This is a genomic window from Pelagimonas sp., assembly GCF_058892305.1.
In genome coordinates this window covers 46064-71552 of the sequence record NZ_JBZXVN010000019.1, presented here as the reverse complement: position 1 = coordinate 71552, position 25489 = coordinate 46064, and the positions used below count along the sequence as shown (strand labels likewise).

General features: G+C 58.6%; 24 protein-coding genes and 1 tRNA gene. 16 read left to right on the top strand and 9 right to left on the bottom strand.

The genetic code is table 11. From position 1 onward, the window contains the following. Positions 1-50: 50 nt before the first annotated feature. Positions 51-995, bottom strand: a complete 945-nt coding sequence (locus AC5EFR_RS08935) for an NAD(P)-dependent oxidoreductase (RefSeq protein WP_493575501.1) — start codon at positions 993-995, stop codon at positions 51-53. Between the two features lie 107 nt (positions 996-1102). Between AC5EFR_RS08935 and AC5EFR_RS08930 the strand changes: the two genes are divergently transcribed. Beyond that, positions 1103-1558, top strand: a complete 456-nt coding sequence (locus AC5EFR_RS08930) for a methylated-DNA--[protein]-cysteine S-methyltransferase (protein ID WP_493575500.1) — start codon at positions 1103-1105, stop codon at positions 1556-1558. 276 nt (positions 1559-1834) lie between these two features. Here AC5EFR_RS08930 and AC5EFR_RS08925 read toward each other — a convergent pair whose 3' ends face one another. Together AC5EFR_RS08925 and AC5EFR_RS08920 are read right to left on the bottom strand one after the other, a co-directional pair. Beyond that, complete coding sequence (locus AC5EFR_RS08925; protein ID WP_493575499.1) at positions 1835-3226, bottom strand: sensor histidine kinase; 1392 nt, start codon at positions 3224-3226, stop codon at positions 1835-1837. Beyond that, the gene (locus AC5EFR_RS08920; RefSeq protein ID WP_493575498.1) at positions 3226-3894 is read right to left on the bottom strand and encodes a response regulator transcription factor; all 669 of its coding nucleotides are present in this window, start codon (positions 3892-3894) and stop codon (positions 3226-3228) included. The genes AC5EFR_RS08925 and AC5EFR_RS08920 overlap by 1 nt, the downstream gene beginning before the upstream one ends. Before the next feature lie 148 nt (positions 3895-4042). On the opposite strand from AC5EFR_RS08920, the gene AC5EFR_RS08915 reads away from it, so the two are divergent. The 5 genes from AC5EFR_RS08915 to AC5EFR_RS08895 all read left to right on the top strand — a co-directional run bounded on the left by AC5EFR_RS08915 (position 4043) and on the right by AC5EFR_RS08895 (position 10184). Continuing rightward, the gene (locus AC5EFR_RS08915) at positions 4043-5131 is read left to right on the top strand and encodes a tricarboxylate transporter (protein ID WP_493575497.1); all 1089 of its coding nucleotides are present in this window, start codon (positions 4043-4045) and stop codon (positions 5129-5131) included. 78 nt (positions 5132-5209) lie between these two features. Further along, on the top strand, positions 5210-7240 hold the full coding sequence (locus tag AC5EFR_RS08910) for a tripartite tricarboxylate transporter permease (RefSeq protein ID WP_493575496.1): 2031 nt from the start codon (positions 5210-5212) through the stop codon (positions 7238-7240). Further along, on the top strand, positions 7237-8361 hold the full coding sequence (locus AC5EFR_RS08905; protein WP_493575495.1) for a 4-oxalomesaconate tautomerase: 1125 nt from the start codon (positions 7237-7239) through the stop codon (positions 8359-8361). The genes AC5EFR_RS08910 and AC5EFR_RS08905 overlap by 4 nt, the downstream gene beginning before the upstream one ends. Further along, positions 8358-9179, top strand: a complete 822-nt coding sequence (locus tag AC5EFR_RS08900) for a universal stress protein (protein ID WP_493575494.1) — start codon at positions 8358-8360, stop codon at positions 9177-9179. The genes AC5EFR_RS08905 and AC5EFR_RS08900 overlap by 4 nt, the downstream gene beginning before the upstream one ends. A 24-nt stretch (positions 9180-9203) precedes the next feature. Next, a complete protein-coding gene (locus AC5EFR_RS08895) occupies positions 9204-10184 on the top strand; it encodes a D-2-hydroxyacid dehydrogenase family protein (protein ID WP_493575493.1) in 981 nt (326 codons plus the stop codon). Here AC5EFR_RS08895 and AC5EFR_RS08890 read toward each other — a convergent pair whose 3' ends face one another. Then, positions 10185-11072 (bottom strand): LysR family transcriptional regulator, encoded by an 888-nt coding sequence (locus AC5EFR_RS08890; RefSeq protein ID WP_493575492.1) that lies wholly within the window; start codon positions 11070-11072, stop codon positions 10185-10187. Between the two features lie 81 nt (positions 11073-11153). On the opposite strand from AC5EFR_RS08890, the gene tcuA reads away from it, so the two are divergent. Beyond that, positions 11154-12536 (top strand): FAD-dependent tricarballylate dehydrogenase TcuA, encoded by a 1383-nt coding sequence (gene tcuA, locus AC5EFR_RS08885; RefSeq protein WP_493575491.1) that lies wholly within the window; start codon positions 11154-11156, stop codon positions 12534-12536. After that, positions 12526-13596, top strand: a complete 1071-nt coding sequence (gene tcuB, locus AC5EFR_RS08880) for a tricarballylate utilization 4Fe-4S protein TcuB (protein ID WP_493575490.1) — start codon at positions 12526-12528, stop codon at positions 13594-13596. The genes tcuA and tcuB overlap by 11 nt, the downstream gene beginning before the upstream one ends. A 145-nt stretch (positions 13597-13741) precedes the next feature. On the opposite strand, the gene AC5EFR_RS08875 is transcribed toward tcuB, so the two are convergent. The 3 genes from AC5EFR_RS08875 to AC5EFR_RS08865 form a co-directional block, all read right to left on the bottom strand. Beyond that, positions 13742-13815 (bottom strand) — tRNA-Gly (locus AC5EFR_RS08875). Between the two features lie 43 nt (positions 13816-13858). After that, complete coding sequence (locus tag AC5EFR_RS08870; protein WP_299936630.1) at positions 13859-14524, bottom strand: SOS response-associated peptidase; 666 nt, start codon at positions 14522-14524, stop codon at positions 13859-13861. Positions 14525-14528: 4 nt separating this feature from the next. After that, positions 14529-15731: a class I SAM-dependent methyltransferase gene (locus tag AC5EFR_RS08865; protein ID WP_493575489.1), complete on the bottom strand. Its 1203-nt coding sequence runs from the start codon at positions 15729-15731 to the stop codon at positions 14529-14531. Positions 15732-15781: 50 nt separating this feature from the next. Here AC5EFR_RS08865 and AC5EFR_RS08860 point away from each other — a divergent pair, with 50 nt between their 5' ends. Beyond that, positions 15782-16360: a flavodoxin family protein gene (locus AC5EFR_RS08860; protein WP_493575488.1), complete on the top strand. Its 579-nt coding sequence runs from the start codon at positions 15782-15784 to the stop codon at positions 16358-16360. A gap of 192 nt (positions 16361-16552) precedes the next feature. Here AC5EFR_RS08860 and AC5EFR_RS08855 read toward each other — a convergent pair whose 3' ends face one another. Beyond that, complete coding sequence (locus AC5EFR_RS08855) at positions 16553-17644, bottom strand: alpha/beta hydrolase (protein WP_493575487.1); 1092 nt, start codon at positions 17642-17644, stop codon at positions 16553-16555. 335 nt (positions 17645-17979) lie between these two features. On the opposite strand from AC5EFR_RS08855, the gene AC5EFR_RS08850 reads away from it, so the two are divergent. Beyond that, positions 17980-19767 (top strand): ABC transporter transmembrane domain-containing protein, encoded by a 1788-nt coding sequence (locus AC5EFR_RS08850; RefSeq protein WP_493575486.1) that lies wholly within the window; start codon positions 17980-17982, stop codon positions 19765-19767. 187 nt (positions 19768-19954) lie between these two features. Then, a complete protein-coding gene (locus tag AC5EFR_RS08845; protein ID WP_493575485.1) occupies positions 19955-20443 on the top strand; it encodes a DUF4405 domain-containing protein in 489 nt (162 codons plus the stop codon). 68 nt (positions 20444-20511) lie between these two features. On the opposite strand, the gene AC5EFR_RS08840 is transcribed toward AC5EFR_RS08845, so the two are convergent. Further along, on the bottom strand, positions 20512-22071 hold the full coding sequence (locus tag AC5EFR_RS08840; RefSeq protein WP_493575484.1) for a bifunctional metallophosphatase/5'-nucleotidase: 1560 nt from the start codon (positions 22069-22071) through the stop codon (positions 20512-20514). Positions 22072-22357: 286 nt separating this feature from the next. On the opposite strand from AC5EFR_RS08840, the gene AC5EFR_RS08835 reads away from it, so the two are divergent. The 5 genes from AC5EFR_RS08835 to arsC all read left to right on the top strand — a co-directional run bounded on the left by AC5EFR_RS08835 (position 22358) and on the right by arsC (position 25468). Further along, on the top strand, positions 22358-23146 hold the full coding sequence (locus tag AC5EFR_RS08835; protein WP_493575483.1) for an SDR family NAD(P)-dependent oxidoreductase: 789 nt from the start codon (positions 22358-22360) through the stop codon (positions 23144-23146). A gap of 99 nt (positions 23147-23245) precedes the next feature. Continuing rightward, positions 23246-23629, top strand: a complete 384-nt coding sequence (locus tag AC5EFR_RS08830; RefSeq protein WP_493575482.1) for a MerR family transcriptional regulator — start codon at positions 23246-23248, stop codon at positions 23627-23629. Positions 23630-23739: 110 nt separating this feature from the next. Then, a complete protein-coding gene (locus AC5EFR_RS08825) occupies positions 23740-24078 on the top strand; it encodes a DUF952 domain-containing protein (protein ID WP_493575481.1) in 339 nt (112 codons plus the stop codon). Further along, positions 24075-25133 carry a quinone-dependent dihydroorotate dehydrogenase gene (locus AC5EFR_RS08820; RefSeq protein ID WP_493575480.1) on the top strand — a complete coding sequence of 353 codons (1059 nt, stop codon included), beginning with the start codon at positions 24075-24077 and terminating at the stop codon, positions 25131-25133. Before AC5EFR_RS08825 ends, AC5EFR_RS08820 begins: the two co-directional genes overlap by 4 nt. Then, the gene (arsC, locus tag AC5EFR_RS08815; protein WP_493575553.1) at positions 25130-25468 is read left to right on the top strand and encodes an arsenate reductase (glutaredoxin); all 339 of its coding nucleotides are present in this window, start codon (positions 25130-25132) and stop codon (positions 25466-25468) included. The genes AC5EFR_RS08820 and arsC overlap by 4 nt, the downstream gene beginning before the upstream one ends. The last annotated feature ends 21 nt before the right edge of the window (positions 25469-25489 follow it).

Here is a 25489-nt window from a genome sequence, read left to right as displayed (position 1 = left end):
TTCAAGATGGCGACCTTACGGAGAAGTGGCCTTGCCCCTCAAGCCCCAATCTAGCGTTTGATAACCACTTCCGCGCCTCGTGCAGGTGGTTCATCGTCGACCAACTCCGTCGGAAATCCGTCTGCCCGAACGCTGAGACCGGTTGCCTCTTCCAACCGTTCAATCATGCGATCCGATTGTGCGCTCTGGCCATATCGGTCCTGCCCATCTTTGATTAAGGCTATGATTTGCGGTGATATTTCCAAAGGAACGTTGTTGGTTTCGGCCAATTCTTGAAACAGGCCAATGTCTTTTTGAACAAGGTCCATGGCGAAATCGACATCGCGTGAGCCGGAAAGGATCAACTGACTTTCGGTCTCATGCACAAAGCTGTTGCCAGAGCTGATCCGGATCGCTTCGTAGGTGGTTGCCATGTCCAACCCAGCGGCTTTCATTGTTGTCAGAGCTTCGCATAGGGTGAGAAGATTGGCGGTGGCCAAATAATTGGTCATGACCTTGAGCTTAGACGCGCTGCCAATCTCGCCTGTGTGCAAGACATTGCGCCCCAGAATGGTCAGCAAGGGCAAAACGGTTTCAAACCCGGCACGCTCCCCGCCCGCAAAGATCGAGATATTCCCGGTCGCCGCGCGGTGGCATCCGCCAGACACCGGTGCCTCGACACAGGTGGCACCAGTTTTCGCAACCCGTTCTGATTGTTCAACAATCAAGGCTGGATCGGTGGTCGACATCTCGACCCAAGTCTTGCCAGAACGCATTTCTGGCAGCAATTCCGCAAGCACCGCTTGAGAGGCCGCAGGGCTTGGCAGCGACGTGATGACAACATCGCAATCGCGCATTATCTGCGCGGCTGATCCCCCCGCAATGGCCCCTTTGGCGACAAACTCAGCGACCCTTGCGGCGTCGAGATCGTACACGGTCAAACCCACGCCGTTGTTCAATAAATTCCCAGCCAGCTTGCCGCCGACGGCCCCTAGTCCAATGAACCCTGTCGTCATGCTTGTCTCCTGATTTCAAACCACTTTGCGTTTGGGCGAGAGCGGCTGTCGGGTCTGTTTGCGACAAAAGGTTTGTCAAAACGAGACAAGCTGCGTAGCCTTGGCGCATGGTTCAAATTTCTTTTGATACTCCAACGGGTTACATGACCGTGACACAGGTGGGTGATGCGGTAACGCGGGTGGCTTGGGCCCGTGGTGAAACGGGTGATGAAACAGAGATTTTGCGCGCCGCCAAAGAACAGATCGCGGCCTATTTTGCCCATGACTTGCTTGAATTTGACCTGCCGCTAGAGGTGCAAGGGTCGCAATTCCAGCGCCGGGTTTGCGACGCAATGCTGGCTATCCCCTTTGGCGAAACCCGGCAATACGGTGAAATTGCTCAGGAATTACAAGCCTCTGCCCAAGCGGTGGGTGGCGGATGTGGTGGCAACCCGATCCCATTGATCATCCCCTGTCACCGGGTTTTGGCAGCGACCGGTTTGGGCGGATTTTCCGGCAGTCACGGGGTCGAAACCAAGGTCGCCTTGCTAAAACACGAAGGTGCGGCAAGCCTGTTGATCTGAGCCTTGGCGGCAAGATTAACGCATCGTCCGCTGTAGGTAATGCGCCGTTCGCCGAACCGGCAACGGGGCAAAGGGTACAAATCCCACCAAGTTTGGGGGAGATTGCCCCCGGTATCAGGGGTCCCAGATCAAGACATGGGTCGCCAATCTGTCCGATTCGACGGATGTTTGGGAGAGATTGCCAAACCCAGCTCAGAAGCGATGACCGTCACACCACCCATTTGGTAAATTTTGGTTCAGAACCGTTAAACTGCCCGCCAAACGCTCTTCCCGAACTCAAATTGGACGCTGTCTAATTCGCAGGGTTAGGCTTGCGCCTTTTTCGAAGGGATTGATGACAATTGAACCGTGGTGCCGCTCGGCGACGGATGAGACAATCGCCAAACCAAGCCCAGAGCCTTCGGAGGTTTCGACCTGAGAAAACCGTCCAAAGGCGGCTTTGCCCTGTTCGGGTGCCAGACCTTTGCCATCGTCGGCGATGGTCAAATCAATCACGCCATTTTCGCCCGAGGCCGTGCCCGTGTTGGACAGCGACAAGGCGACTGAAATTGTGGTTAATCCTTCACCGCCGTGTTTCAACGCATTGTCGATCAGGTTTTTGACCGCCTCGCGCATGAACACCGGATCGCAAAAACATGGGATGATTGTCTCCGGTAAATCGACGGAAAATTCGACCCCACCCGACAAGATAGCCGGGGCCAAATCGGTACAGACCTCACGCACGAGATCGGTCATGTCAGCGCTCTGAAAATGATCCGCGCCCAAGGGTTGGTCGAGGCGTTCCAAAGACAACAGTTGCTCGGTGACCCGTGTTGAAGCCCGCGCCGCCGTGACCAATTCGGTCATGCGATGCTCTCGGTCGGCCTCGGTTGGGGCGTCGCGCAGGCTTTCGGCCATAGACTGCACCGCCGCCGCGGGATTGCGCAATTGGTGGGCCGCATCAGAAATAAAATTTTGCTGGGCATCCATGCTTGCGTCGACCTTGACGAACAACCGATTGAGCGTTTCCACGATGCCACGAGTCTCGATGGGAACGGCGCGTTTGATTTGGCTTAGATCATCGGGAGAGCGCATGGCGATGGCTTCTTGAAGGTTCAAAAGCGGGCGCAGACCAATCGACACGCCGAACCAAACAACGAGGGCCACAGTTGCGACGAGCGCCCCAATAAGCGCCGCCGCCCGGACCGCCAGTTCTTGGACAAAACGGTTGCGATCGCTGAGCCTTTGCCAGACGGTGACCGTTGTATCGCCGGTCAACGTGTCGATGGTCACTTGTTCGGTGACCTTGAGAACCCGCACACCTTCGCCCCGATAGACGGCTTCGAAGACGTTGGGCTTGTTGCGTTCAACCGCCAAAGGTTTCAGGCTTGTCGGCGGATAGGCATAGCCAGTGACATAGCTGCCGCCGGGACCGGTGGCGTGATAAAAAACCTCGCCTCCCGCAACATCGCTAATCAGGCCGCGTGTTGACGGCGACAACAAATCGCCCCCCGACACCGCCACATCCCGCGAAATCGCCAGAGCCGTCGACAACAGCGAACGATCAAACAGGTCTTCGGCGGTTTGCTCGGCGACGGTAAAGCGCCAATAGCCCAGCAGGATCGCCATAACCATCAAGGGCGTGAGAATGACCCCAAAAAGCCGGACTCGCAATGAGGCGTGACGCATCAATCCGAAACCTCGAGCATGTACCCTAAGCCACGCGCGGTTTTGATCCCAACACCATGGGCCACGAGCCGTTTGCGAAGCCGTGACACATGGGGTTCGATGGCGCTATCGTCGACGTCGGCCCCGACGCCATAGACAAAATCAATGAGCTGGGTCTTGGAGACGATGCGCCCACGCCGTTCGATCAGGCACTCAAGAACGGCGAGTTCTTTTCTAGGAATATCAATAGGTTGACCATCAGTGGAGACGCGACGCGTGCCACGGTCGAAACTGAGCTTACCTATGGTTTCCTGGGCACCGTAGTCGAGATCTTTGCGCCGGGACAAGGCGCGAATGCGCGCTTCGAGTTCGTCCATTTCAAAGGGTTTGACGAGGTAATCATCCGCCCCCATGTCAAGCCCGGCCACCCGGTCAGCGGTTTCGGACCGTGCCGTCAAAAGGATCACGGGCGTGCTGTCGTTGCGGGCGCGCATATCGGCCAAAACCTGAAATCCCGAACGGCCCGGCAGATTGATGTCGAGCACCACCAAATCGGCACCGTCTTGGGCCAAAAACTGATCGGCCTCATCGCCGTCATGCAGCACATCCGCCGCATGACCATGGTCGCGCAACCGGTAGGCGATGGCATTGGCCAAGGCTTCGTTATCTTCGATAATGGCGATACGCATTTGGGGCCCCACAAGCAAAGCGCAAGGTTGGCGCAAGGTTGGCCTTCCATGATCGGCAGATCGGAGGGGGAATCAATCCCCGATTTTGCGAACAATCATGATGACGGGAGGACGTCGTCGTGTTTGTCTGGTCAACAGGGAGGAACCAATGACCAATTCAATCTTTACCCGTCGGGCTGTCGTCGGCGTTATTGCCGCTGCGGGTCTGGCTTTGCCAGCCGCCGCTGAGGTCGATCTTTCCGGCAAGACCGTGGAATGGGTCATCCCTTTTTCTGAAACAGGTGGGTCGGCCAAATGGGCAAACTTCTTTGCGCCGCTGTTGTCCGAAGCCCTTCCGGGTGCTCCGACCGTTGTCGTGAAGTTCATGCCCGGTGCCGGGTCAACCAAGGGCGCGAATTGGTTCCAAGAGGAAGAGCATGACGATGGCACGCTCTTGTTTGGCACCTCAGGGTCAACACAATTCCCCTATCTGCTTGGTGATCCACGCGTGCGTTATGAATACAAGGATTGGACGCCGGTTATGGCGTCGGGCACCGGTGGTGTCGCCTATCTAGACGCCGAAGATGGGGCCAAATTTGATGGCTCGGCCAATATGCTCAAGGATGTGGATTTCATTTATGGGTCGCAGGGGGCGACACGGCTTGACCTTGTTCCATTGTTGGCTTGGGAAATGCTTGGCATGAATGTTGAACCGGTGTTTGGCATCAAAGGCCGGGGCGATGGCCGTTTGATGTTTGAACGCGGCGAGGCCAATATCGACTATCAAACCTCCTCGGGCTATCTTAAGGGATCGGCCGAAATGGTGGCGGCGGGCTCGGCTGTGGCGATGATGACCTGGGGGTCTTTGGATGCTGATGGCAACATCGTACGCGACCCGACCTTCCCAGACATTCCAACCTTTAAAGAGGTATGCGAAGCCACGGATGGCTGTGAAACCTCCGGCGAAAAATGGGATGCTTGGAAGGCGTTCTTTGTCGCAGGGTTCCCGGTTCAAAAGCTGGCGTTCTTGCCTGCGGGCACCCCGCAAGATGTGGTCGACACCTACACAGCCGCCTTTGAGGCCGTGGTTGCCCGCGCCGATTTCCCAGAAATTTCGTCCAAGCGAGTTGGGAAATATTCGGTCTTTACCGGTGAGGGTGCGCAAACGGCGCTTGGCACCGCAACCAATGTGCCGGATTCGGCCAAGACCTTTGTCACAAACTGGCTCAGCGAGTCTTACGGTGTTGTGCTGAAGTAAGCGCAAAACCCCGGCGGGGCCGTCCAAGCCTCGCCACCCCATCCCACATATTTGATTTCGAAATGAAAGGCGGCTCCTATGGAGGCTTTCGCCACAGCTCTTCCTGCGCTTGGAGAAGCGTGGGCCCTGATCTTACAACCTGTTGTTCTTGGCTATCTGGTGCTTGGGGTCGTCATGGGCCTTGCGGTTGGGGTCTTTCCCGGTTTGGGCGGCATTGCGGGTCTCTCGCTGCTGCTGCCTTTCATGTTTGGCATGGACCCGATCCTTGGCCTTGCTTTGATGATTGGCATGGTTGCGGTGGTGCCAACATCGGACACCTTTGCCTCGGTCTTGATGGGGATACCCGGATCATCGGCCTCTCAGGCCACGGTGCTTGACGGTTTTCCGATGGCCAAAAAAGGCGAAGCCGCCCGCGCGTTGTCGGCGGCTTTTGCCAGTTCGCTTTTCGGCGGCCTTGTGGGGGCCAGTTTTCTCACGCTTTTCATCCTTGTCGCGCGGCCGATCGTTTTGGCCTTTGGCCTTCCCGAGATGTTGATGATCACCATCCTTGGTCTTTCCATGGTGGCGGTTCTGGCCGGGCGCTATGCGCTTAAGGGACTGGCCGCAGCTGGGCTTGGTCTGATGATCGGCACCATAGGCGAGGCCGACGCGGGCGGCAGCCTTCGCATGGCGAGCTATGACACCCCCTATCTCACCGACGGTCTGAAATTGGTCATTGTCGGGCTTGGCATCTTTGCGGTGCCGGAAATCATCTCGCTTTTGCGCCAAGATCGGTCCATCGCCAAAGGCGCACAGCTTGGCGGCGGATGGCTTGACGGGGTGCGCGATTGGTTTGCCAATATCTGGCTTTCGGTGCGGTGTTCCGTCATCGGTGTTGTCGTCGGTGTGATCCCCGGCCTTGGTGGGTCGGTTGTGGATTGGATCGCCTATGGCCACGCCGTTCAAACCACCAAAGACAAGTCCAACTTTGGCAAAGGCGAAGTGCGCGGCGTCATCGGGCCGGAAAGCTCCAACAACGCCAAAGAAGGCGGCGGGCTTGTCCCGACCCTATTGTTCGGAATCCCCGGATCAGGGTCGATGGCGATCTTCATTGGCGCGGTGGCCCTTTTGGGATCCGGCTCAATCGAAGTCGGCCCCGGCATGCTCAAAGACAATCTTGATATCACCTATTCGATCGTCTGGCTTTTGGCGCTTGCCAATGTTGTCGGCACCGTGCTGTGCATCGCCGCCTCGGGCGGGATTGCCAAGCTGACCACGATCCGTTTCACCTATCTCGCGCCCTTCCTCTTTATGCTGATCAGCTTTGCAGCCTTCCAGTCTGGCCAAAACTTCGAAGACCTTCTGGCGCTGTTTGTGATCGGTATGATCGGCATTTTTCTGCGCCGTTTCGATTGGTCGCGCCCCGCCTTCCTCATTGGCTTTGTTCTATCCAACCCCGTGGAAAAGTTCACCAATCAGGCGTTTCAAATCGCCTCCTTCCGCTTTCGCAAAAGCTTTGAAGAGGGCATCGACTATGTCTTTAGCCCGATTGTGATCGTGTTGATCGTGATCACGGTATTGTCGGTGTTTTTTGGCATCCGTCAGGCCAAATCAATCATGGCCGAAGGTGACGTTCAGGCCGGAAACAAACGCGCACCGGTGATCTTTTTGCTGGTGATTGCCGGCTATTTGGTGATGGCTTTGATCAACGCCAACATGATCCCCGACTACAATATGACGGACAAGGTTATCCCATTGGTTGTGGGGGGATTTGCGTTGATTTGTTGTCTGATCCTTTTGGTTCAGATGATGATGCGCCCCGAAGGGGACGCTATTTTCGCCGACAAAGAAGTCGCCGGAGATGAGGCCGACGCGCCCTATGGGCTTTGGTCAACACTCGCCTGGTTCGCCAGCCTGATTGTCGGCACGTTTTTTGTCGGGTTCATCCTCGCGCTGATTGGGTTCTTGCTGTCCTTCTTGCGTATCCGCGCCGGAGCCAGCTGGCCCAAGACGCTTGTCCTATCCGCCGCCGGTATCGCCTTTATGTGCGTGATGGCGGGGGCCTTGAACCGCGATTTCCCACCCGGATTACTACAGGAGGCAGTTGACCTGCCATGGCCGCTCAAATGACCCAGACAGGCATTCCATTTGTGTTCATGCGGGGGGGAACCTCGCGGGGGCCATATTTTCATCGCGGCGACCTCCCCGAAGATCTTGAGACCTTGGCGGAGGTGTTGATCGCGGCGGTCGGATCGGGCCATGCGATGAATATCGACGGAATAGGCGGCGGCGCGGCCGTCACAACCAAGGTGGCCATGCTCAGCCAGTCCGATGATGACTGGGCCGATGTCGACTACTTCTTTGCGCAGGTGTCTGTCGAAGACCGCTTGGTCGATTTCAAGCCAACCTGCGGCAATATCCTGTCGGGTGTTGGCCCAGCGGCGATCGAAATGGGACTGGTGACGCCAACCGCGGATAGCACCGACATCAAAATCCGGGCCGTGAACACCGGGGCACAGGTTGTGGCCAATGTGTCAACGCCCGGCGGCGCGCTGGCCTACGCGGGGGATACGGCCATCGCCGGTGTACCCGGAACCGCCGCCCCGGTGCAGTTGAAATTCATGGGGGTTGTTGGCTCGGCGACGGGCGCCTTTCTCCCCACTGGTCGGTTGCGCGACAGGTTTGAGGGTATCGAGGTGACATGTATGGATGTGGCGATGCCGGTGGTGATCGCAAGGGCGGGAGATTTTGGCCTAACCGGTCATGAGAGCGCAGCAGAGATCGACGCCAATCGCGAGGTCTTTGAGCGCATGGAGACCATTCGCCAACAGGCCGGGGCGGCGATGGGCATGGGGGATGTGTCAAAATCAGTCACACCCAAGTTTGCCCTCATAGCTCCGGCACAGGACGGTGGCACCATTGCGGCCCGATATTTCATGCCGTGGAACACCCATCCGAGCATGGCCGTCACCGGGGCGCAATGTATTGCCTCCTGTGCCTTGACGCCGGGATCGGTATCAGACGGGCTTTTGGATCGTCCCAACGAAAGCCCGGCCAATGTGGTGTTGGAACACCCCTCGGGCACGCTTGAGGTTCTGGTGGATTTCACCGCGAACAACGGCTTTGATCTTAATGCGGCGGGATTGATGCGGACGGCGCGCAAATTGGCCGATGGGCATGTCTATGTGCCCCGTAGCATTTGGGCGGGACAAGCCCATGCGACCCCCATGCCCAGAGAGGAAATGCAATGAGCCTTAAGAATATTCTGGTTGCTTATAACGGGTCCGAAGGCTCAATCTCGGCGGTGAAATACGCTGCGGCTCTGGCCTCTGAGACCACACATGTCACGGTGCTTCTGGCCCATTCCAGCCATGATGTTTTGAACTCACGCGGGATGTGGGTCCCGAGCAGCGCGCGGGACATCATCGAGCACGCCAACACCGAAGTTATCAACGGGATTGAAGCCCGGTTTGAAGACATGCGCGCCGAATTGGCCCTTGGGGATCGGTTGCATTTCCGCCGCGAGGCAGGCCGGGTCGATAGCGTGATTTCGGAAACGGCACGGGCCTTTGATCTGGTGGTGATCGGGCAGGACCTTCCGAGCGAAGAGGTGGGGGAGCATTTTTATTTGCACCCGGACCGGATTGCACTAGTGAGCGGGCGGCCGGTTTTGATTGTGCCGCAGGGGCATGATGCCAAGGCGACCCATTCCCACGCGGTGTTGGCATGGGATGGCGGGCGCGCCGCGGCGCGGGCCTTGTCGGATGCGCTTGAGCTTTTGGAGGATCAGGGTCGGGTGACGGTGCTGAGCGTCGGCGAAACCGACAGCCCGCGCCCCTCGGAGGAGCTAGTGACCCATCTGGAGCGGCACGGGATCATGGCGGATCGCAAAAAGATTCCGGCGACACCGGGGCCCGCGCGGGCCTTGCTTGCCTATTGCCGCGACACCGACCCCTGTTTGTTGATCATGGGGGCCTATGAGCATTCGAAGTTCCGCGAGGATTTTCTTGGCGGGATGACAACGCGGGTTTTAAAACACACCCCGATTCCGGTTTTGTTGTCACATTAACCTCACCACCCGGAGAAGGCGGCGATGAAGATACATATCCTTGATGATTGGTTTGACACCCTGCAGGGGTTGCCGACCTTTGCCAAGCTCAGCGGCCATGACGTCACCGTTTGGACCGATCACGTCGAGGATGTGGCGGTTTTGGCCGAACGGTTGCAAGACGCCGAGGTCTTGGTGCTCTTTCGCGAGCGCACGGCGGTGACGCGGGATCTGTTGGAGCGGCTGCCCAATCTCACACTGATCAGCCAGCGCGGGGCCACTCCGCATGTGGATGTGGCCGCCTGTTCGGACTGCAACGTCTTGCTGTGTTCCAAACCCGCCAAGGGCGGCGGTACAAATTATGCAGCGGCCGAGCTAACATGGGCGTTGATCCTTGCCGGCATGCGCGATTTGCCGACGCAAATGGCTTCGGTCAAGGCGGGCACTTGGCAGGCAGGGGTTGGAAAAACCCTTCGGGGTCGGACACTTGGCCTTTTGGGCTATGGTCGGATCGCGCGCACCGTTGCAGGCTATGCAGAAGCCTTTGGCATGCCGGTGCTGTGGTGGGCCTCAGAGGAGGGTCGCGCCCGTGCCGCGGCCGATGGAGCCAAGGTCGCCCCCTCGCGCGCGGCGTTTTTTGCACAATGTGATGTTGTCTCACTTCACCTGCGGCTCACGCCTGAGACCCGAGGGATGATCACCGCGCAAGACCTTGCCGAGATGCGCAAAGACGCGCTTTTGGTCAACACCTCCCGCGCTGGGCTCATCGCGGATGGTGCCCTTGTGCGCGCCCTCGATGCCGGACATCCGGGCAAAGCCGCGATTGATGTCTTTGACACTGAACCGTTGACCGACCCGACCGATCCGCTTTTGGCCCATCCAAACCTCATTGCGACACCGCATATCGGATTTGTCACCGAGGATGAATTCGACAAACAATTCTCTGATATATATGACCAAATCAATGATTTCGCTGCGGGCAACCCCAGCCATATGATCAATGCTGAGGTCTGGCTTCAGCCGTAACTACACCGCGGCGCATATGGCGGATTTCAGGGTCTTGACCATCGGGGCATCGACCTGCCCCAGACGCGACAATAGCCCGACCATGCGCGAAATGCCCGGAGGTTTCAGCGTGGCAAACCCCACTCGCGCCGGATCAATCGCCGAGCGCGGCACCAAGGCCACGCCCATCCCCTCGGCGACAAAATCAAGCGCCGTGGTGGTACGCCCAACCTCAAAATCCCACCGCAATTGCACACGGGCCTTGGCCAAGGCTTCGTCAATCAAAAGCCGATTTCCCGTGCCTTTGACCGGGAGGATCACCGGCCCTTGAGTTAGAGAATGAAACGGTAGGTTTTCCTTGCCATTCAGAGGGTTGCCCACACCAACAGCCGCAACAATCGGGTCATCGAACAGCGGCTCAAACTCGGTACTTGGTTCAAGCATTGGGATAGAGCAGAGGCCAAAATCAGCCTCGCCCTGGGCCACGGCTTCGGCCACCTCATTTGCAGACCCATCCAAAATCCGCACCCGCAAACCGACGTTTTGGCAGGCCTTGATTGCCGGGATAAGCAAATGTTTCAAGACTGTCGGCACAGTGGCAATCGTCACCAAGGTGTCGCGCTGATGGGCGAAGGCGACGCTGGCATCCTGCATGGCGCGGGCCGTTTCATGCGCATCACTCACCATGGCTTCTGCCCGTGATTGCAAGCGCTTGGCCGCCAATGTCGGCTTGACCGCGCGGGTTGTGCGTTCAAACAAGGCGCTTCCCAAGGCCAGCTCGAGCTTGCGCACCCGCCGCGTTACCGCCGATTGCGACAGGTTCAAGCGCTCGGCTGCGCCGTGAAAAGACCCGGTTTCCTTGACCGCGAGAAAGGCCTCGAGGTCTCCAAAATCGTAATTAATGCTCATAACGCATTAATCTTGCACAACTCGTCATTTGTCAAATTAAAGCGGGCCACGTTAAGTGGAGGCAAGCCAAGGAAAACAGCCATGACCCCATACGATATTGCCGTGATCGGAGGCGGAAACGCCGCGCTTTGTGCCGCTATGACGGCCGCAGAAGCCGGTGCCAAAGTTCTGATTTTAGAAACCGCGCCCAAAGCCTATCGCGGCGGAAATTCACGCCACACGCGCAACTTTCGCTGTATGCACAGCGGCCCATTGGGCCCTTTGGTCGAAACCTATTCCGAAGAGGAGTATTTTGAAGACCTGATGAAAGTCACCAAGGGCAAGACCGATGAGACGTTGGCGCGATTGGCGATCAGAGCCTCTCAGGACTGCTTGCCTTGGATGCAGGACCATGGGGTACGGTTTCAGCCGTCCCTATCCGGGACCTTGTCCTTGGCGCGGACCAATGCGTTTTTCATGGGCGGCGGCAAGAGCCTTGTGAACGCCTATTACCGCACCGCAGCCAGGCTAGGGGTTGATGTATTATACGAAGCGGCGGTGACCCATCTTGAGCGAGACGGGGATCACATTGCATGGGTGGATTACACCCACGAGGGCCAATCGCATCGCATCTCACCAAAGGCGGTTGTTGTCGCCTCGGGCGGGTTTCAAGCCGATACGGATTGGTTAACGCGGGCATGGGGACCGGCGGCCAAGAACTTTTTGATCCGTGGCACGCCCTTTAATCGCGGCGTTGTCTTGGCGGATTTGTTGGATCAAGGCGTGTGTCAGGTTGGCGACGCCGACCAATGCCACGCGGTGGCGATTGATGGCCGCGCCCCAAAGTTTGACGGCGGGATTGTCACCCGTTTGGATTGTGTGCCGTTTTCGATTGTCGTGAATAAAAACGCCGTGCGGTTTTATGATGAGGGCGAAGATGTCTGGCCCAAACGCTATGCGATTTGGGGCCGCCTTGTTGCGGCCCAGCCCGATCAGGTCGGGCATGTGGTGATCGACAGCACGTCAATCGACCTGTTCATGCCATCGGTGTTCCCGCCGCTCAAGTCCGACACGTTGGAAGGTTTGGCGGAGTTGATGGGCATAGACGGCGGCAAACTTTGCGCGACGGTCAAAGACTTTAACGCCGGGTGTGGGGATGGGGCGGGGTTTCACCCAACCGAGTTAGATGGCGTGGCCACAAAGGGCATATCGCCGGCCAAAACCAATTGGGCCCGGCCGATCAACACCCCCCCCTATTACGGCTATTCGCTGCGCACGGGTGTGACCTTTACCTACCTTGGATTGAAGGTCGACGAAAACGCCCAATGCAGCACCGCCACCGGCCCGATCAAAAACCTTTGGGCCGCAGGGGAAACCATGGCCGGATCCATTTTGGGACAAGGCTATCTTGCCGGATACGGCATGACCATTGGAACCGTCTTTGGACGTATCGCGGGCCGGGAGGCCGCCACTTATGCAAGATGATCTCCTTCAAGAGGCCCGCCGCCAAGCGGACATTTGTAACGCCTGCCGCTATTGCGAAGGCTATTGTTCAGTGTTTCCATCGCTGCATGCCAATCGCGCCCTGAGCGACGGCGACATCACCCAATTGGCCAATTTGTGCCACAACTGCCGGGGCTGTTTCTATGCCTGCCAATACACTGCGCCGCATGAGTTTGATTTGAACCTTCCGGCGGCCTTGGCAGAGGTTCGACGCGACAGTTGGGAAACCTACGCGTGGCCGCAACCGGTGGCCCGACGGTTCCACACCCATGGCGGTGCGATTGCCTTGGCTTTGCTGATTGGGCTTGCGGTGGTGTTTTGGCTGATCCGGGCGATGGGTTCGACGGGGGGCGATGGATTCTATGCCGCGTTGTCTCACACAGCGATGGTGGCGATTTTTGCCCCGGCGTTCCTCGTGCCGCTGATCTGCATTGCGATTGGAGTGCGGCGCTATTGGCACGACGTCGGCGGAGAGCGCGTGACATTGGCCGATATACGACATGCCTTGACCCGCGCCGCGCGCATGACAGACCTTGCCGCCGGGCATGGTGAGGGCTGCAATTTTGAGGACGAAGACCGCTTTAGCCAAGGTCGCCGCCATATGCATCAGGCGATCATGTATGGGTTTTTATTGTGTTTCGCCGCCACAAGCGTCGCAACCGTGATGCATTATATATTTGACCTACCTGCCCCCTACCCTTTGTTTTCGCTCCCAAAAATCTTAGGTCTTGTGGGTGGTGCTCTTCTGACGTTGGGCTGCGCGGGCATGGTGGTTCTCAAGCGCAAATCCGATCGCGCCCTGGGGGATGCTCAGGCTTGGGGGGGCGATTTCGGGTTCATTTTGTTGCTCGGATTTGTCGGGTTTAGCGGCTTGGTTCTATACGCGCTTGGGGCCACGCCTTTTATGCCGAGCATGCTGGCACTCCATCTTGGGGCTGTGCTCGCCTTCTTCTTGCTGACCCCTTACACCAAAATGACGCATGGGTTCTTTCGCTTGGCCGCCCTGATCAAAGACGCCCAGCGCAAGCGATTGGCACAATAAGAAACGATGACCTTAAACCCAACCTAATGCGGTCCTGGCTGCGCTCGGTTTCGGCCCAAGTTTCGGTCCAGTGCCAGCCACCCGAAACCCCAATGGGCACGAGCACAAGCCACATAGGCGTCGCCATCGACATAGTGGGAGATTTTGGAGCGGGTAGCGGGAATCGAACCCGCACCTTAAGCTTGGAAGGCTCTTATGATACCATTTCACCATACCCGCAGCGAAGACAGGGTTTAGGCCAGCCTTGGGGCGGCGTCAACACTCAACCTGCGGGAATTTCTTGGATAAGGTCGGGACCTTGAGCGCGGTTGGAATTGACCGAGGTGCCGACCCGATGAAATTGCAAGACATCATCCGATGAAGGGCGCATCAAACTGGCCGCGCCATGCCCCTCTTCGCCAAGCCATTTGCCCCAGTTTTCCGGTTCGAGAATGACCGGCATACGGTGGTGGATTTGGCGCATCGGGGTGTTGGCCCCGATCGTGACCATGGCGCAGGTCCGCAAGCGGTTGTCATCGGGTCCCCAATCCTGCCACACCCCGGCAAAGACCATCATCGCACCGTCGCGCCGGGTGATGTACCACGGCAACCGATTGCCGTCCGGGTCCTTGGTCCATTCATAAAACCCGTTGCAAGGGATCAAACAGCGCCGCGCGCGACAGGCGGCGCGAAAGGCGGGTTTTTCGGCGATGGTTTCGGCGCGGGCGTTGATCAAAAGCGGGCCACCATTGGGCTTGTCATACCACTGTGGAATAAAGCCCCAGCGCATCGGACGCAGCAAGCGCCGCGCACCCGGTTCCACCACATGAATTTGCGTGGTGGGGCAGGTGTTGAAATTGGGCACGTCGGGAAGGTCATTGGCAGGCGCAGCGTTGAACAGCTGGGCCATGGCTTCGTTTGGCAATGTCACGGCAAAGCGCCCGCACATTTTGTTACCCTTTGTGGTTTTGCAAACCAGAATAGAGCATCAAGCCCCAATCACACAGGGCCTTTTCCACCGGGGTCCAAGCCATGCCAAAGCCCAGCGCATCCATGCGCGCGCCTTGGGCGATTTCGGAGAGGCTACGTTTGCCATTGATCCCAGCGATCAGAGGCGCGGCGGATTTGGGCAGGGTCAGTTTGGCGCGCAGGCCATCGGCGCTTACTGGGATGGCGCGGCCCTTGGCCACCGCTTGGGCAAGCGCTTGGGGGGACACCCCACGCAGATGCGGCACCAGTTTGCGGTTGCTGCCTTTGGCGATTTTGCGCGGATCATCCGCCGCCACCGCATACCCCACATGCAGGCGGATCGTGCCGGTGAGTTTTTCCGCCACCCCCATGGCGGTGGTGTCATCCATACCGTCGGGGCGTGGTGCGATCCGGGTCAGATCATAGAGCGCCGGGGTGCAAAAGCTTTGCAGCCGCCAACCGGTGTCGGTTAGCTCTTGTACCAGTTCGGGCACGCGATAGGCACGGTCCTGACCATGCAGCAGCAGGTCGTAAAACCCCGCATCGCTGGCGTGATGATCGCTTAGGTTTGGGTTGGTTTTGAATGGGTGGCCATCAGGCAGATTGGCAACAATCTTTTGCGCCGCCTCTAGCCGGTCTTGGGGGGAAAGCCCGTCTAGCAAGGCCCCAAACCCCTCTTGCAAGGGGTAGACGCCGGAGCGGCCATAGGGGGCGTAGACCATAAAGCCAAATCCACCGCCGGGCGCAAGCGCGGCGCGCAGGGCGGCAAAGCCCGCCGTCGGATCGGGCAGATGGTGAAGCACGCCGCAACTGTCGATATAGTCGAATTCGCCGAAATCGGGCGCGTCGAGAAGGCTTCCGGTTTCAAAGCGGATGCCGGTCAAGCCGCGCGCCTTGACCCGCGCCTCGGCCACACCACGCGAGGCGGTTGAAAGATCGACATAGGTGATCTCATAAGGCGCGTTGGCGCTTGTCATGGTTTGGGCAAGCTGAATCAGCCCGTCGCCGGTGCCCCCCCCCGCCACCAGAACCCGCAAAGGTTTGGACCAGTCGCGGGTACCGCCAAACAAATAGTGATCCATTTCAAGCGGATGTGAGGGGGAGCCGGTGATCATCCGTTTGGCCTCATCGGCCGGATCACGTTCAGGATAAGGGTAGGCTTCGTATTGTTCTTTTACCGAGACCATGGGGCTCTTTCGCTCTTGTGACTGGCGCGACAATCGCCCAACCTGCGCCCATGACGCAAGCTGATATCCCTCTGATCTGTATTCCTTACTTTTCCGCCGATGGGCATACCGCCGCTTTGGCCGGTTTGATTGCCGAAGGCGCAGGCGGTGCCCGGTTGGTCGATGTGACGGCGATGGTGGACGCGGATTGGGAGGCGCTTGATGCCGCGACGCTAATTGCCATGGGCACGCCGACCTATATGGGGTCAACCGCCGCACGGTTTGACATGTTCATCGAAGAGGCCGCCGAGCGTTGGCAGCATCAGGGGTGGGGCGACAAGATGGCCGCCGGGTTTACCGTTGCGGTGCATCCCTCGGGCGATAAATTGTCGGCTCTGATGCGTCTGTCGGTCTTTGCGGCGCAAATGGGGATGATCTGGGTCGGGCAAAACACCATCGGTGCGCCGGTCTTTCCCGAGGCCGTTGGGCTAAACCGCGATGGCAGTTGGCTTGGCCTTATGGCGACGGGAGGCGGTGACTCTGAAACCCCGATCAGCGCAGAGGATTCTCAAACCGCACGCCTGTTTGGAGCCCGCCTTGCCGGTGCCGCAACCCGTTGGCACAACGGGGCAGGTCAATCCGGCGCTTGATGCAACAAGCCAGTGTCTAGGCGCGGTGTTTATGGGCATGAAGGCGCACCGATTGGTGCTTTCCCAACATAGAGCCGCCCGACAGTGAGGCTATGCGCCGCGCGCCTGTCTCACCGCTCAAACACAATCCAAAGGTCAGAGGAGGCGCGCACCCGCGCCCGGTCTTTGCGGGGTCGAACGGGTCTTTGCGAACTATCGAAACACAATGGTGATCGGTATTCCGCGCAGCCTTTCCTCAAGATCCGCTGGGCGTTCGGCGCGATCAAAGCTACGGGAGCGGTTCAAGCCGCGACCAAGGATTTTGACCACCTCAGGCGAACCTGCGAATTTGGAATGATTGCCCGAGGCGGAATCCTCGATTTTGGACAGATCAATGGCAACCACTCCGAGGTCCGCAAGCTCTTGGGCATCCGAAGCCCCGACCCGAGGCACGCCACCGGCTATGCGGCGCGAAAATCCAAGGGCACCATCGTCTTGTGACATAAGCACAAAGACACGTTTGGCTTCTGGTCCAATTTCGGCAAGATGGCTGCGAAACAGGTCCATGTCGATATCGGGTGATGCCAAGATAATGCTGCGCAGTCGGTTGGACTTGTTCAACTGACCGCGCTGCACCTGATCGACCATCGCCTCCATCGTCAAAAACGCCCCCATGGAATGAGCAAACACATCATAGCGTTCGGCGTTGGTTTTATCGAGAATACGCGCCAGTTCCCGCACCTGTGGACGCGCGATCAGGGCGCTATTGAGGTCATACACATACCGGAGCAGGCTTGCAGCCGAGGCCCAATCAAACAGCACCGGCACCCCTTCGAATTCGCTATCTTGAACAAATTGCGCCAAGCGCAGTACCGCATCGCTTGTGGTGTTGTTGTAGCCATGAACAAAAAACAGAATGTCGCGTTTGCCGGGCGGGCGTTTGGCCAATTCGGCGTTCAGGGATCTGACAAAGGCCGCTTCGGTATCATACCGCACCGGATCAATCACCGCGTATTCCCGGTTTGGATCTGGGGGGAGCACCTTGGGGCGGGGTAATTCACCGGGCATCCGGTTGGGTGGCACCGAGACTTGCACCGAGGCCAAGCCCAAATCCGGGGCCCGTTTTTCAGAGAAGAACGCCCCGGTGACCTCGGTCGGTTGGCGTGTGGTGGCCAAGAAGACCTTTTGCAACCTAGCGTCCGTGACCGACGCCACGGGGATATCGGGGTTGTCGATTCCGATCAGATCAGGCGCACGGCCACAACCAACAAGCAGCGCCAGCATCACAATAGCGAGGCGGGCCACGATCCGTGTGAAACCCCTGCTCTGAATCCAGTCAACACTCATTTGGCCCCTGCCCTGTGGTCCCATACCTTGTGAGGAGCAATGATCCGTCACAACGCCCCTCGCCAAGACGACAATGGCACTCCCTGTTCACGAAGCAAAGCCACCTTGCCCGGTTTTTCCGCCCGCACGATCATCCACGCCGATCCCCGGCGATCTCACATGCAACCAAAACCCATTGCGTCGGTGCCCATTGGCCATGATTGGTCAGGAATGTCCCCACCCGCGTCAACTCAACGCTTGACCCGCGCGCGCCACATGGCAAAACCGCTGGACGAATATGCAAAGGAAAACCCATGGCCCGTGGCACCACCATGACCTCAGCCGAAGCTGATCGCGAAAAGTCCAAAAGCCTTGGGTCGCTGCGCGCGCTGTGGCCGTTTATGCGCCCTTACCGGGGTCAGATGTTCGCCGCGTTGCTGGCGTTGATCACCACGGCGACCCTGTCGTTGATCTTGCCCATGGCGGTGCGCCGGGTGGTCGACAATTTCAGCGTCGAAGACGGGGCCTTGTTGGATCGCTACTTTGGCGCAGCTCTGGCGATTGCCGCGGCTTTGGCTGTGGGGACCGCATTGCGCTACGCCCTTGTCACGCGCTTTGGCGAACGGGTTGTCGCCGACATCCGCAAGGCGGTTTTTGACCGGGTCATCGGTTTGTCGCCGTCCTTTTACGAAAAGACCATGACCGGCGAAGTGCTCAGCCGCATCACCACCGACACGACCTTGATCCTATCGGTGATTGGCTCGTCCGTCTCCGTCGCTTTGCGCAATGTGCTGATGTTCTTTGGTGGCATGACGTTGATGTTGTTCACCTCGCCCAAGCTCACCGGATTGGTGTTGCTGATCGTGCCCGCCGTTGTGATCCCGATCATGGTTTTGGGGCGTCGTTTGCGCAAGCTCAGCCGCGAAAACCAAGATTGGATCGCCGAAAGCTCGGGCAATGCGTCTGAGGCGCTAAGCGCCGTGCAAACCGTACAGGCCTATACCCATGAAACCCGGTCGCGCGCACGCTTTGGCGACGTGACCGAGAAGAGCTTTCGCTCGGCTGAACAGCGGATTTGGACCCGATCCGTCATGACCGCCATCGTGATTTTCCTTGTCTTTACAGGCGTTGTTGGCGTGCTTTGGATCGGTGCATGGGATGTGCGCGCCGGAGGCATGAGCGCCGGAACCTTGGTGCAATTTGTGATCTTGTCCGTGCTGGTTGCCGGTGCTGTTGGTTCGTTGTCCGAAGTGTTTGGCGAATTGCAACGCGCCGCCGGGGCCACCGAACGCCTTGTCGAACTGCTTCAAGCCGAAGACAGCGTGACCGACCCAGACAGCCCCAAAACCCTGCCCGAACCGGTCAAGGGCGCGATCACCTTTGACGCGGTTAGCTTTTCCTACCCATCGCGCCCGGATGTGGCGACCTTGGACAATATCTCGCTCAGCATTGCGCCGGGGGAAACCGTGGCGCTGGTTGGCCCGTCCGGGGCCGGTAAAACCACGATCATTCAGATGATCCAACGGTTTTATGATCCCTCTCAGGGTCAAATCACCTTGGACGGTATTGCCCTTCCCGATATGACCCGCGCCGATTTCCGCAGCCATATCGCGCTGGTTCCCCAAGAGCCGATGATCTTTGCCGCCTCGGCGCGTGACAACATCCGCTTTGGCCGCCCCGATGCAAGCGACAGCGAAGTCGAAGCCGCCGCCAAGGCCGCCGCCGCGCATGAGTTCCTCACCACCCTATCGGACGGCTATGACACATGGCTGGGCGAACGCGGTGTGATGCTCTCGGGTGGTCAAAAGCAGCGCGTTGCGATTGCGCGGGCGATCCTGCGCGATGCACCGGTTCTGTTGTTGGATGAGGCCACCTCGGCGCTTGATGCCGAAAGCGAACGCGCGGTGCAATCGGCGGTCGATACCCTGTCGGAAAACCGCACGACGATCATTGTTGCGCACCGTCTGGCCACGGTCAAAAAGGCGGATCGCATTGTGGTTATGGATCACGGTCATGTGGTTGCCCAAGGCACGCATGACGATCTGGTGGCCGAAGGCGGTCTCTATGCCCGCCTTGCCAAAATGCAATTCACCGATGGCTAAACCAAACTTCTAAATCACACGCCCGATGGGACGGTGGGCGGGGCGATGCTCCTTTAGGAGCGAGCGCCGTTTCACCGGCCAAGTATCATCAGTCAAGTACCATCAGCCAAGTTTCACCGGCCAATTGGCGACGGAACATCGCCGCTCCTGCGTATCACTTGTGATACGATTTCAAAGGAGCCTTCCCATGGCACTCTCGCTTCGCAAATGGGCCACCCCCCTCATCGTCGGGTCCTTCCTTTTGATGGCCGTTTCCGGCATTTTGATGTTTTTCCACATCGAGCTGGGCTTGCTTGATCCTATTCATGAATGGGCAGGTTGGGTCTTGCTTGTCGCGGCCGTGGCGCATGTGGTACTCAACTGGCGCGCCTTTACCACCTATCTTAAACGCCCTCTCGCCAAGGCAATCATGGGCGGATGCGCCGTTTTGCTTGTCGCGGCCATGCTGGTCCCGGTCTCAGACCAACAAAACAAAGGCCCCGGCGCGCTGATCAGCACCATGTCGAGCGTCTCCATGGACAAGCTCGCGCTGGTCGCCGACAAAAGCCTTTCCGAGCTTCAGGCCGATCTTGGTCAGGCCGGGTATGACGGCACAGCGGCCACCGACACTGCGCAATCCTTGGCCGGTGACAATCGCGGGGCGCAGATGACAATTTTGAACGCCGCCCTCAAATAAGAACGCACATAGAAAAAGGGCGGAGGCTTTGACCCCCCGCCCTCTTTTTCATCCCATTTCAGGATGGATTATTTCGCGGTGATACGACCGTCTAGTTTCGGTGTCACAGGGCCCATTTTGGCCATGTATTCCGCCGTGACATCCGCCAGATCGGGACCGAAATCATAGGCGTTTTGCGCGTCACGGAACATTTTGAACCCATCGCCGCCATTGCGCACATAGTTGTTGGACACAACGCCATAGACCTTGGCAAGATCAATCGGCGCGCCACCGACCATCACGTCGGACACACGCTCACCGGCGGGTTTGGACACATCAAAGGCATAGGTCATGCCCGCCACCTGAAGAAAGCGGCCCGCGCCTTCTTCGTGCTGGCTGACTGCGTTTTCCAGCGCCGCCATGATGGTTTCACCCGAGACTTCAAAGGTCGACAGGGTGTTCTGGAAGGGCAGAACGGTGAGCACTTCGCCCATGGTCACTTCGCCCGCGTCGATCGAGGCGCGAATGCCGCCACCGTTTTGTACGGCGATTTCAATGCCCTGATCCTTGACCCGGTCAAGCATCGCATCGGCAATGATGTTGCCCATGGCGCATTCCATCGCCCGGCACGACCCACGCTCGCCATCAATGGCTTCGGCGGTTTCGGCCACAACCTTGTTGCGGATTTCTTCCAATGGGGCGGCGGCTTCGGTGATGCGTGCCTTGGTGCCCGCTTCCTCGGCCACGGAGGCATCCAGAAGGACCGGCTCACCAACGGCTTCGGTGATCACACCCTCGTCGTTAAAGGTGACGTTCAGTTCACCGAGGAATTTGCCATAGGCATAGGCCTGAACAATCGCCGTGTCGCCGATCATTGTTGGATAGGCACCCGCCGCGCGATCAGAGGTGTTAGACAGCAGGGTGTTTGAGTGCCCGCCAACAATCACGTCAACTCCTGTGGTGCTGGCCGCAACCATTTGGTCCACGCCGTAGCCGGAGTGCGAGAGAACAATAATCTTGTTCACGCCCATTTCCGTGAGCTTGTCGACTTCGCCCTGAACCGCTTGCGCTGGATTGGTGAAGGTGATGTTGGGGCCGGGGCTCGCCAGTTCATCGGTGTCATGGGGTGTCAGACCGATCAGGCCGAGCTTTTCGCCGCCGCGTTCAATCACCGTGGATTTCAGCAGGCTATCGGCCAGCAAAGCTTCGGCCGAAAAATCGGCGTTGGACATCAGGATCGGGAATTCGACCGCGTCAATAAAGCCGCGCAGGACCTCGGGGCCATCATCGAATTCGTGGTTGCCCACGGTCATCGCGTCATAGCCCATCTGGTTCATCATTTCGGCAGCAAGCTTGCCTTTGTAATAGGTGTAAAACAGCGTGCCCTGAAACTGGTCACCGCCGTCCACCAGAATGTGGTTGTTCGACCGGGCCTTGGCCTCGGTGATCGCGGTCTGAAGACGTGCCGAACCGCCAAAACATTTGCCCTCGGCGTTGCTATCGGCGCTACAGCCCGAATCATATTTGCTGATCGGCTCAAAACGGGCATGGAAATCATTGGTGTGCAAAATGGTCAGCGAATAGTCAGCGCTGGCCGCTCCGGCGCACAAAGCAAGCGCCGCGGCGGACGAGAAAAGACGAACAGACATTATTATAACCCCTCTGTCGGTTTTTATTATCGCGGTATGCTGCACCCGCGCGCACAGCTTGTCAAAGGCTCCGTTACGGCGCAGCGTGCCACCGCCCAATGGCTTTGATCAATAGTTAGGCAATGTTTCGGTTTCGTGTCGGTTTGCCTCTATTCGACCGCGCAGCCGACCCATTCGCGGAAGCAAACACCATGAAATTAGCGCTTGACCCTGACACTAGTGTCATAGCGCTAAACCGGCCTCCTCATCAAAACGCGAGACCCTCGCAGATAGGAAAAGACGCAACATGACAGACACATCTATTGGCACAAATTCGGGTAAAAACAGCTGGCACCGGAAGGTCGCCATTGTCACCGGAGGCAGTTCCGGGATCGGCAAAGCCACGGCGCTGGCGCTGGTTCAAAACGGGGCAAATGTGCTGATCACCGGGCGGGATGGTGCCAAGCTCGCCGAGGTCGCAGAGATCAGCGATGCGATTGAAGCGGTCACAGCCGACAGCGCCGACCCAAATAGTGCCGCGCGGATTGTTGACGCCGCAAAGGGGCGTTGGGGCCGGTTGGATTTGATCGTCAACAACGCCGGTGCGGGCCATCCGCTCCCCTCGGGTGATTATGATGCCGATGCCATTGCCAAAATGGCGGCGATCAACATCACGGCGCCATCGCTTTTGGTCAAAGCCGGTCAGGCCGCCTTGCGCGATAACAAAGGTGCCATCGTCAACATTGGCACGGCCGTGTCGCGCAACGCCATTCCGATGCTGGCCCATTACGGCGCCACCAAAACCGCGCTAGAAAGCTTGACCCGCGCCTGGGCCATGGAGTTTGCGCCCGACCACATTCGAGTCAACGCAATTGCCCCCGGCCCAGTCAAGAGCAACGCCTTAACGGGGATGATGGGCTTGCCCAGCGAAATGGCGCAACAGGTCGAAGCCCAAGAAGCCGCGCAAATCCCGCTTGGACGACGCGGAACACCCGATGATATTGTCCCGTGGATTTTGCGTTTGGGCAGCCCGGACAATGCATGGTTGACGGGCCAAGTTCTAACGATCGACGGTGGTTGGTCCCTTCGCACTTAAGACAATTGGGTGGTCGGGGGGATTTCACCGCCCCGGCCCCCTTTGAATGAGGCAAAAGCCGCCTAATTTAAGGTAGGCATTGGTAGGAAAGGCACCGACATGCAGGCCAAAGAAGCGGCAGATACGCTTGGGATTTCTCAACGCATTTTACGTCACTATGAAAAAGAAGGGTTGATGGAGGTGGGGCGTCAGCTCAACGGGTACCGTTATTATAGCGCGGCGGACCTGCGCCGTGCCGCGCGCATTCGCGACTTTATCGCAACCGGGTTCTCCACCCGTGAAATAAGAGCCATGGCCGCCTGCCTATCAGATGACGGCGCAGGCCCCTGTGACGATGGCATCGAAAAAATGACCGAAAAGCTAGAACATATTGATCGCTTGCTATCGGATTTGACAGATCGCCGGGCCGCAGTTGTTGACCGGCTCAACTCCCTTCAATCCGATCTTGAGCCACGCTCGGTTGTCGCCGAAACCACGGGCTAACCCCGGTAAGGGGCAAATTGGTCGGACGTCACCGCGCTGATGCACCTATTCCTCGGCGCGTTGCAGCCAATGCGCTTGACCCGCCCCCCGTCGCACGGCATCACGCCCACATGCTGATCTACAAAATCCTCCGGGCCCCGGAATGGGCCGATTTGCAGGCCAAAGGCGAAACCGCCGGCGCGCCGATTGATGTCTCTGATGGCTATGTGCATTTCTCGACCGCCGAGCAGGCGCGCGAAACCGCCGCCAAGCATTTTAGCGATGAAACCGATCTGACGCTGGCGGCCTTGGACGCCGAGGCATTGGGTGCGGCGTTGAAATGGGAAGTGTCGCGCGGTGGCGCTAAATTCCCGCATCTTTATGCGCCATTGCGTGTCGCCGACATTCTGTGGACCCGCGATTTGCCACTTGGCCCCGATGGGCATCAGTTCCCGGAGGAGATGGTATGAAAGCGCTCGAAAACCTAGGCATGGGCCTGTTGCGCAAGCTTGATCCGGAAACCTCGCATGGGGTGGCGCTCAAGGCGCTGAACCTTGGTCTGGCCCCCCTGCCCGGTCTGGTGACCTCGGAGCGCTTGCGCTGTTCGGTGGCGGGGATGAACATGGCCAACCCGATTGGCATTGCCGCCGGGTTCGACAAAAACGCCGAGGCGTTGCACGCCCTTTCGCGCGCCGGATTTGGCTTTGTCGAAGTGGGGGCCGTGACGCCGCGCGCCCAACCCGGCAACCCCAAACCGCGCCTATTCCGGCTGAGCGAAGACCGCGCCGCGATCAACCGCTTTGGCTTCAACAACGAAGGCATGGAGGCCGCCGCCGCGCGGCTTGCCAAACGCCCGCGCGACATGGTTTTGGGCCTCAACCTTGGGGCCAACAAAGACAGCGATGACCGCGCCGACGATTTCGCCAAAGTCCTAAGCCGCTGTGGCGCGCATCTGGATTTCGCCACGGTCAATGTCAGCTCTCCCAACACTGAAAAGCTGCGCGATTTGCAGGGCAAGGAGGCGCTTGCGGCGCTTTTGGCCGGGGTGATGGAGGCGCGGGCCGCGCTTGACACGCCAATCCCGGTGTTCTTGAAAATCGCCCCCGATCTGGACGAACAGGGGGTGCAGGATGTGGCCGAGGTGGCGCTGGCGTCTGGTGTGGCCGGGGTGATCGCCACCAACACCACCTTGTCGCGCGACGGGTTGCAGTCGGAGCACAAAGGCGAAATGGGCGGCCTTTCGGGGCAGCCATTGTTCGAAAAATCCACCCGCGTATTGGCGCAATTGTCGGTTTTGACCGAGGGCAAGCTGCCCCTTATTGGGGTTGGTGGCGTTGGATCGGCCCAGCAAGCCTATGAGAAAATCCGCGCCGGGGCCTCGGCGGTACAGATTTATACGGCGCTGGTCTATGGCGGTTTGACCTTGGGGGCCGAGATCGCCCGTGGCTTGGATCAGCTTTTGGCCCGCGATGGGTTCGCCAATGTCGCCGATGCGGTTGGCAGTGGACGGGAGGCATGGACATGATCCTTTGGCACAATCCACGCTGTTCGAAATCGCGCCAAACCCTTGCGTTGCTTAAGGAAAAGGGCGTGACACCCGAGATACGAAAATACCTTGAGGATGCGCCGAGTTTGGACGAGTTAAAGGCCGCGCAGGCCGCGCTTGGCCTGCCTGTGATCGAGATGATGCGGGTCAAAGAGGCGGCGTTCAAAGACATGGGTCTCAGCAAAGACAGCGATGACGCGGTGTTGTTGCAGGCCATGGCGGATCAGCCAAAGCTGATCGAACGCCCGATCCTGTTTGTCGGTGACAAAGCCGCCATTGGCCGCCCGCCGGAACAGGTTTTGACAGTGCTATAAGACAAAGCCCCGGTTAAGCGC